Genomic DNA, 8,895 nt, shown 5'->3' on the forward strand with positions numbered 1-8,895 from the left:
AATCGTGAGGCGTAAGGATTACCCGTTACTTAGATAAACTGGCCGAATATCATGGGTATCCATTAAAAATACGGGTCGATAATGGGCCAGAATTTACAGGAAAAACCTTTATAAACTGGGCTAAATTACATGGTATAACCATTGATTATATCCAGCCCGGTAGCCCGTATCAAAATGGCTATATTAAACGATTTAATCGTACCTATCGCACTGAAGTGCTCGATTTATATCTATTTAATAATCTAGAACAAGCAAGAAAGGTAACCGAAGAATGGCTAACCATTTATAACACCGAAAGACCGCATGAGGCACTAAATAACGTGACACCGATTGAGTATAAAACACTAAAACAAGCAGCATGATTTTCTTCGTGAGTTGTGTACTAAGTTTGGGGTATTTACATATCCACTATCTAGTGGAAATTAGTATTGTAGCACTTTATCTACTAATTCAAATTTGCCAGATTGAGGATTAATTTTATATTTACTCCAATTGTCAGCTGTTGTTGATTCTAAATCATAAGTGAAAAATAGTGTCCATAAATTATAATCATTCAAATAGTATAATTTTTCTGTAGCTAAACTGTTATTGGGATCGTTCATATATTCATAACATACTATAGAATCTACTCTTTCATTATTTTTATAAGATATTAACTCTATCTCCATAGAATATGGATTGTTAGTTTTTCCTTTTTTCAATTTTAATTCAATATTATTTTTTAGTTTAGAAATTGCTATTTCATGGTTATTTAGACTACTAAACTGGAGATAATAATTTTTTTTATTTCTGAAATTGTGCATGGCCCCGAGGCATCTTCTTTACAAGTTTTATTTATAGATAATATAAATTCTTTGTTTGATACCAATTTTTCCCCGTAAAAATTATTATATGATAAAGAATTTTTGTCTATTCCCCCTACTGCATATACAGTTTTAATATTGTATGTAACAAATATTGTAATCAATAGTAGAATTTCAATAGTAACTAGTTTTTTCATGTTATGTTATGTTATTTCCTTTATAGAGCTGTCATCAAAACCTGAATGTAAATGAGAATCATGCAGAGTTCTTTTTGTCTCTGGTGTGGCACTTTCATATCAGGCGTGTAAACTTCTAAATCCTGACCAATGCTATCCTTAATCATTGTGACATTTTACGATTCCTTGTCTATCACGTTTTTTACACGAAATCGATTCCAATAGCTTAAAATGCCCACTATTATCTATTTTATAATGCCTCCATTTTTCAATATCATGCGTTGAGTCACTACCAACATAATTTAGTAACCAAATATTCTTAAAATTTTTATCAATATAGTAATCCTGTTCAAAAGCTGCCGATTCTAAAATTCTCTGTTTATAAATGGATAATCTATCAATTAATTTATTACCTTTTTCAATATTTAAATATATTTCGAAATCAAACTCTTCGTGCTGTTTTTTAGTTAAATTGTATTGATATTCTCCTTTTTGATATATCAATTCCTTTTTGTCCATTTTGTCAAGTAAAGTTCTACTAATTTCACTAAAATAATAACCTAATTCGTGCAAATCACACTCATTATAAAAGTATGAATTATAATAAGATCCATCAGCAGGAAAATCACACTTCTTATTCATATCATCTACAATTTTTTTATTAGTCAACATTGGATGACCAAACCAACTAAATTCACGATTCGGTATCTTATAATTAAATCCTCTATAGGTTACAGGTGATCCGTTATTTTTTTCTATATGCTTCGAAAATGTTATCAAGTAACCTGACTTGGTCAAAAAAACAAAATAATTGTCGATCCTTATTAAATCAGTCAAACCTTCTTCCAAGCATAAATCATCTTTGTCATTATTAGGAAGTTTTATTGCTTCAAATTGATATCTTAAAGGGATTTTTTCCGCTGAAAAAATTTTTTTATACTCCTTTACTTTTTCTGGAGTTTTCCAATAAGATAAAGGGGAAGTCATCTTTGTTGTTGTCTCATATGGAATAAAACAAATTGTATCGACTATAACTTTTCCATCAATTAATATGAGTTTAATTTTCGAAAACCTTTCTATTAAACTTTCTCTTTCAGAATCGGATCCTCCTCCAGAAACAGAATTTTTTGAAACTTTATAAAAATCCCAAATATCCGGAGATTCATTTGAATGTACATATCCTATAGAAAACATAAAAAATAAAATCAAAGTTAAACAATTTTTTTTCATTTCACGTTATCCTGCTAATTTAAATTTTCAAATTATTCAATTATTTTAATAGCATTAAAATCAAAATTTTCTGTATGCAAATGACTATTATGTAACTTATCACCATCTACTACTCCTGATATTCCACTAAATAAGTTATAAATTTCTTCTCCTATTCGAAAAGTTCGAAAATGAAATTTAGCTAAAGCATTAACAAATGCTTTATCTTTTTTCCAATCCGATAAATTTCTATCTTTTTTAATGTATTTTGTGTCAATACTTTGACCATTTATGTGTAAAGCGCTAGGAAAACATGAACCTTGCTCATAAGCGCTACCTGTCACAGTGATATTTTCCTTTATTTCAGCTAATGCACCTATAAAACCGGCTAGAATATCTGAGTTAGTATATTTTCGATAAGTTTCTTTAAGTTCATATTTAATAACTACTCCATTGCTTTCATAGTTAATACTATCTGGCATTCTAACCAATTGCGCTTCTTCTTGCTGTTTTTTATAAAGCCGCCATACAATTCCATCTTGGTCATGTGTTCCGTATTCAGCTATATCACCATTAGCCATAGTGAGTCTTTCATAAATACTTACACCTTTTTCTTTTTTTATCCATTCATGAATATCACCATTTTCATATTTAGCTTTAGCTACTATATAACCATCGCTTACATTAGTTTTAGTTTCCGAAACCCTTCCATGATCGGGATATTTAAATGTTCCTCTAGGTTTTTTCTCAAAATTTTTCTTATTAATCGTATGCCAACCGACTATACATATTTCATGTTCACTATTATTTTTATCATGATAAACGTATTTATATTTTTGTTCATAACCTTTCAGTATTTCTTGTGGTATATGTTTTTCAATGTTTCCATCATGATAAATATGATAAGTAACTATGCCTATTGATTTGATGTTGAAATACCCTACCATCGCCACGGGATGAATAAACCACGCCCTACCATCAGCACTAAGCGTGGCCGGTGGGGCTGAGTCTGTTGGGGGGGTTGTGGTATTGGTTGTCTCGCCATTTTCTGGAGGCGTGTCTTTAGGTTGATTTAACTTAGCTAAGCCTTTAGCAACATCATCCCACCATAACATTTTCTTGATTTTCTCTTTGGTTTTTTCCCAAGCCATGACTTTTTGTTCTAGCTTTTGTATTTGTGTATAAATTTCAAGTTGTTCTTGGTTCAGCTTTTGCTGTGGGTTGCTTTTATAATCTTCTGGAAGCCTTTCAATTTTTCTTCTTAACGCTTCAAAGCCTTTTTTTGCTTCTTGTTTGCTTGTTTCTACCGTGTTGATATAAGCATCAAGTTTTGCTTCGTCGCCTTCCGTTAAATAATCCAATACATTGCTGACATTTTCTGTCATTTCACTATTTAACGCTTCCCATTTTAGCAATTTGCCTTCTGAATCAACTTTGCCATACCATTCACTTTCATAATGGATTAATAGGCGACCCAGTGATGAGGTTAATACTGGCTTATTAATTATCCCGTTAAAGCTATTAATATCTATCTTCGCATATTTCTGAGCGCTAGAATCGTATTGCTTGTCTAATATTGTTAATGTTTCTTTTATTGTTGGCGTGTATTGTTCTAGTGATGCATTATCCTTATTTCTGCTTAAGGTTTTTTTAGCACTCAAATAAATGTCTTTCAGACTGACATTTTCTTTAATTTGCTTAAAGTCAAACCAATCCCAGCAACTCACTTTCTTCACGCCTTCGCTCTTGGTTGATAACCAGCAATCAACCTTCTCCGTATGACCAGTTATTAAAAGCATTCCCCCGAATCCATTTAATTATTTCACCGTGCTTTTTACTATAACTGGCAAATACACAAAATTTAGGGGAGGGTTTTGTTATTCCATGTATGAAAATCAATACCTTTCCTTTCCCATATTCCTATTACTTTTTTAAATAATTTTTGAAATTTTTTGCATGTACTTTTAGTATGCCTTTTTTTGAAGATATTTGCCATTCCAGCCAGAAAGTGCAAATAACTAAATGATTTACCACGCCGTTATTTATTCTGAAGTAGCAAGATCTTTTATATTTATTTTATAAAAATCCAAACATTGATTAAATTTTATTTCTAACGCTTTGTTATAAATAACTTTGACTGGGTTTAATTCATCATATGTAATATTTTCCATGCTTTTTCGTTTATAGTTGTATTTCAACCAACCTAATGTAGCCAACATTCCTCTATTTTTATTTTTTTCTGTATCAGAGTCATAGACTTTGAAAAAAATTGAATCATCATTAACATAAATATCATATAAATCAATAGTTAAAGTTGCCCTTGATGTTACTTCTGGAAGAAAATCACTAGCTTTAATTATTTCTTCAAAAATAGATACACAATCGATCGATTTGGCATTTGCATTACATGTTATACTTAAAATTAACAAAAATTGTAAAACAAATATTATCGTAGCTTTAATTTTTTTTTGCATTTTCTTCCTCTATTTTATTAACAATTCTTGGAATAATTTTATTTAATATGTTTTTATAGGTTTCTTGAACAACAGAATTGGTCGAATGCCAACGAGCATAATTACCATTATATTTATTAATATAGAAAACTAAATACTCCATTGCAGCTAACACAGAAGGGAAAATTATAAACTCTTTAGGCCTATCTTTTATTTGAACATTTCCTCCCTGCTTACTCAACCCAACATTTTCAAATAAATATGTAGTTCCTATAGGAGTATAATTTGGATTTAATAAAAAAAATTCTTTATCCCAGCCATAATATGGAGGTGAACCAAAAGACTCCATTCCTCCTGTTCCTGTCTTCTTATATTGTAAAGATTTAAAATGTGCAGTTTCAGAACGATACATTCTTTCAATTATTATTGCCATATCTTTACCATACTTCGCGTATATAGCCCTTAACGCGAGTTCTGCATTTTCTAAAGTATAATTCCTTATAAGATTAATTTTCTCATTAAAATAACCAACCATTGCTACCGGATGAATAAACCACGCCCTACCATCAGCACTAAGCGTAGCAGGTGGGGCTGAGTCTGTTGGGGTGGTTGTGGTATTGGCTGTCTCGCCATTTTCTGGAGGCGTGTTTTTGGGTTGATTCAACTTAGCTAAGCCTTTAGCAACATCATCCCACCATAACATTTTCTTGATTTTCTCTTTGGTTTTGTCCCAAGCCATGACTTTTTGTTCTAGCTTTTGTATTTGTGTATAAATTTCAAGTTGTTCTTTGCTCAACTTTTCCTGTGGGTTACTTTTATAATCTTCTGGGAACCTTTCAATTTTTCTGCTTAACGCTTCAAAACCTTTTTTTTCTGACTGTTGTTTGCTTGTTTCTAGCGTGTTGATATAAGCATCCAGTTTTGCTTCGTCGCCTTCCGTTAAATAATCCAATATATTGTTGGCATTTTCTGTCATTTCACTATTTAACGCTTCCCATTTTGGCAATTTGCCTTCCGAATCCAGTTTGCCATACCATTCACTTTCATAATGGATTAACAGGCGACCCAGTGATGAGGCTAATATTGGCTTATTAATTATCCCGTTAAAGCTATTAATATCTATCTTCGCATATTTCTGATCGCTAGAATTGTATTGCTTGTCTAATATTGTTAATGTCTCTTTTATTGTTGGCGTGTATTGTTCAAGTGATGCATTATCCTTATTTCTGCTTAAGGTTTTTTTAGCACTCAGATAAATGTCTTTCAGGCTAGCATTTTCTTTAATTTGCTTAAAATCAAACCAATCCCAGCAACTGACTTTCTTCACACCTTCGCTTTCGGTTGATAGCCAACCGGGCGACATAGTGATATTTTTATCGTCAAGGGCTTTTTCTATGTATATCCATAAGGTATCTTGCTCATCCACCGCTCGATGCTGGTGTGTTTTCACGTTATTATCACTCATATCAAGTAGGAGTGGTGTGCCAATATTATGATTGCTGCTCGTTAATTGGCTAGCTTGTAAGGGGTGTTTACTCCATGCCTCGGTGTCTGAGGCTAATTCGATTTCATTATTCGCGTTTGCTTTTTTGGCTCTCTCCTTAGTATTTTCAATCCATAATGTTTTTGTGTCAGTTGCAGAGGTTTTAATTTCTATTTGTAGCCAGTTTATGTTGGTTTCTTTACTAAGCACCTTTATTTTGCTGCCTTTAAGTGGTGTGCCAACGGTGGTGTCGGCTTGACTTGGGCGCATCAGTATTTTGGTGCCTTTGGATAAGGCTAATAATGTTTTTTCTTCATCAGCTATTTTACTCGCTTCAGCTTGCGTTTGGGTTATGTAATTGGGTAAGTCTTCACAGGTGAAACACTCAACATGTAATGTGGGTTTGAAGTGGCTGTTTTGCATCCCTTTTTCAGGTGGGAGAGTGTCTATATCAATATAATTTCCCTCTTTATCTTTTTCTTTATCAATCGCCTTATCTTGATTATGACCAATATGTCCGACTAAATCACCAGCTTCAATTGGAAAAGGCTCATCTAATACCACAACTTCATTATATTTTTTACCTCTAATGATATTTTCAAGACAATCAAAATAAACGTATTTTTTCCCAGCGGGCAAAGGAATAGTGGGGCTTCCATCTCGAATCACTTCAACTAATTCAACATAATTTTTTGGCGTTTTGGTACCTGCTATTTTAATTTGCGTACCTTCAGGTAACATGGAAATAATATTTTTATCTTTATCCCTGACTCTTAGCCCTTTGGATTTGACTAAATTACTATCTTTTCCCGTTATTTCAACTATCGGGTCGGTGAGTTGTTTTTTAGTGTCGTTGTAAATCCAACCAATAATTTTATTTCCCTTATAGTCATAAGGTGTTAATTCCGGAATCGAACAATATCCTTCCACTAAAGACGAAACGGCATACCATTTATAATCTTGTTCATGTAAATCAAGATTTAGATTCACTTTGGTACCCGCTTGTAGTACAGCTAAAATATTAGTGCGCTTTGAACTATCCGCTGTCTTTCGTATATTTAACCCAGCTACGTAATCTAAGTCCTTATGCCCTACGCGGACACGATAAATATCCTGCTCCCAAAATGCGGGTGCAGGCTCTTTGGGGTTATCATCGTAGTATTGAGTATCAGCCAGATGCATATACAAACTATAAAAATAAAGACGATGCCCGGGCTGTTTTTCTTTTTTAGTTTCTGCTGTTTCCGTAGTTGACGCTTCATTTGACGGCGTTGAGGTGTCGGTAGCTGGATTGGTAGTGGCATTGGATGATTGAGTGGCCTCTGTCGTTGTTGCTGATGTTTGCGTCGTGTTGTTATCCGTCGGGGTATTGCTTTCTGCCTCAGCGGCTTCTTCTACACGCTCCATCTCTAGCAAGTGCCTAACCAACACAAAACCCGTTGAGAAAAATCCCACTTTTTCGCCATAATCTACTTTTTGATAATGATCATTAACTCGATAAGCGATAACTTCACCAGTGGCAAGGCAATGCACTTTTCGCTCTTTTGTGTCGCCTAATTTGCTAAGAACAGGATGATCGAAATGAACGCCACAATGTACCTGTTTGTTTATACTGACAGGATAAAACCCTCTAGATGCCGACATTAATGCGGTATAATAAGCATTAGTGCTTATTGGTTGTTTTTCATTGACAACAACTGGATATTTCCATTTTTTTATTGGTGTTAGTGCCATTGTTTATACCTTTAGCCTGAAAAATCGATATGTTCACTATTTATTAATCTGATAAGCGCTATTTCAACATCACTTTTCAAGAAGTTGTCTGTGTTATTTTCTACACTTGCTGGCCCCATCTTCTGCATCACATTACATTTAAGATACACATTATCTTGCGTGCCCAGTTCAATCCCTTCACTGCTGATTTTGATGTATGAACCACCACAGATAAGCGTGAGTTTATCGCTGGCGGTGATAGTCACTTTGCCATCCACGCTATCCACTTTGATATCTTGCTTGGCTGCCATATTGAGGTTGGCATTTTGGGCTTGCACTGCAATATCGCCTTGGTTAGCAAATAGCTTCATGCCTGATTTATGGGCAAATAACCCTATTGCGTCGCCAGATGATACGGTGATGTTTTTTAATGCGTTGATATCGGTTTGGTTTTCACTGGTTAGGGTTAAGCTATTACCTGTTGTCAGTTGGATGTTTTCAGGGCTGGTTAAGGCAATGCCTTCTTGCGCATAGGCCAGTAGGCCACTTTGGGTTAGCTCGCTTAAGTTGGCTTTAAGCTGGTCTTGACTGTCGGTATCCGCGCTGTGTGCGTCGGACTGGGTGGCGGCATTTTGCAATGCTTTGGCAATTGATAAGGCGTTTTCAAGTTGGCTTATTGCCGCTTGCATATCCAGTTGTTTGCCTTGCGCTTTCGGCTCAGTTTGGGTGGTTAAGTATAAGCCTTTGTTGGCAGCAATCGCCCCCCATTCATCCGTCCTCAGTTCAAAGCCTTCACCACGTTGTGCTTTTTTTTCGTTAACAAGGTGACCGAGATTAAGTTGGCTTTTGCCGTATTCGGTGGCGAGTTTGATATGCTCTTGCCCGCGTTTATCATCCATGCGCAGTTTGTTGTTGGCGGGGGTGCGAATGACATTGCGGTGTTTGTTTACTGTGGTCACATGGTCAGGGTGGGCGCTGTCGTGCATGGCATGGGCAATATACGGCCTATCTGGATTGCCATTCATAAAGGCAATCGCCACTTCCGTGCCGTCAATTAA

At 34.7% G+C, this 8,895-nt stretch carries 7 protein-coding genes; 1 reads left to right on the plus strand and 6 read right to left on the minus strand.

The genetic code is table 11. The annotated features are described in order from the left end of the window. Positions 1-17: 17 nt before the first annotated feature. A complete protein-coding gene (locus tag A9G45_RS14820) occupies positions 18-362 on the plus strand; it encodes an integrase core domain-containing protein (protein ID WP_081297782.1) in 345 nt (114 codons plus the stop codon). 60 nt (positions 363-422) lie between these two features. Here the strand turns inward: A9G45_RS14820 and A9G45_RS14205 are convergent, their stop codons facing one another. From A9G45_RS14205 to A9G45_RS12760, 6 genes are all read right to left on the minus strand, one after another. Continuing rightward, positions 423-803 carry a hypothetical protein gene (locus tag A9G45_RS14205; RefSeq protein ID WP_141673689.1) on the minus strand — a complete coding sequence of 127 codons (381 nt, stop codon included), beginning with the start codon at positions 801-803 and terminating at the stop codon, positions 423-425. Positions 804-1,138: 335 nt separating this feature from the next. Next, positions 1,139-2,209 carry a hypothetical protein gene (locus A9G45_RS12740; protein WP_065567983.1) on the minus strand — a complete coding sequence of 357 codons (1,071 nt, stop codon included), beginning with the start codon at positions 2,207-2,209 and terminating at the stop codon, positions 1,139-1,141. A gap of 32 nt (positions 2,210-2,241) precedes the next feature. Further along, positions 2,242-3,987 carry a hypothetical protein gene (locus A9G45_RS14525; protein ID WP_065567984.1) on the minus strand — a complete coding sequence of 582 codons (1,746 nt, stop codon included), beginning with the start codon at positions 3,985-3,987 and terminating at the stop codon, positions 2,242-2,244. 243 nt (positions 3,988-4,230) lie between these two features. Beyond that, a complete protein-coding gene (locus tag A9G45_RS12750; protein WP_065567985.1) occupies positions 4,231-4,662 on the minus strand; it encodes a hypothetical protein in 432 nt (143 codons plus the stop codon). Further along, complete coding sequence (locus tag A9G45_RS12755; RefSeq protein ID WP_065572419.1) at positions 4,646-7,858, minus strand: hypothetical protein; 3,213 nt, start codon at positions 7,856-7,858, stop codon at positions 4,646-4,648. The genes A9G45_RS12750 and A9G45_RS12755 overlap by 17 nt, the downstream gene beginning before the upstream one ends. An 11-nt stretch (positions 7,859-7,869) precedes the next feature. Continuing rightward, positions 7,870-8,895, minus strand: a 1,026-nt coding sequence (locus A9G45_RS12760) for a DUF2345 domain-containing protein (RefSeq protein ID WP_141673690.1), incomplete at its 5' end; no start/stop codon positions are given.

The sequence above is a fragment of the Gilliamella sp. HK2 genome (genome assembly GCF_001690265.1).
Taxonomy (GTDB): Bacteria; Pseudomonadota; Gammaproteobacteria; order Enterobacterales; family Orbaceae; genus Gilliamella; species Gilliamella apicola_C.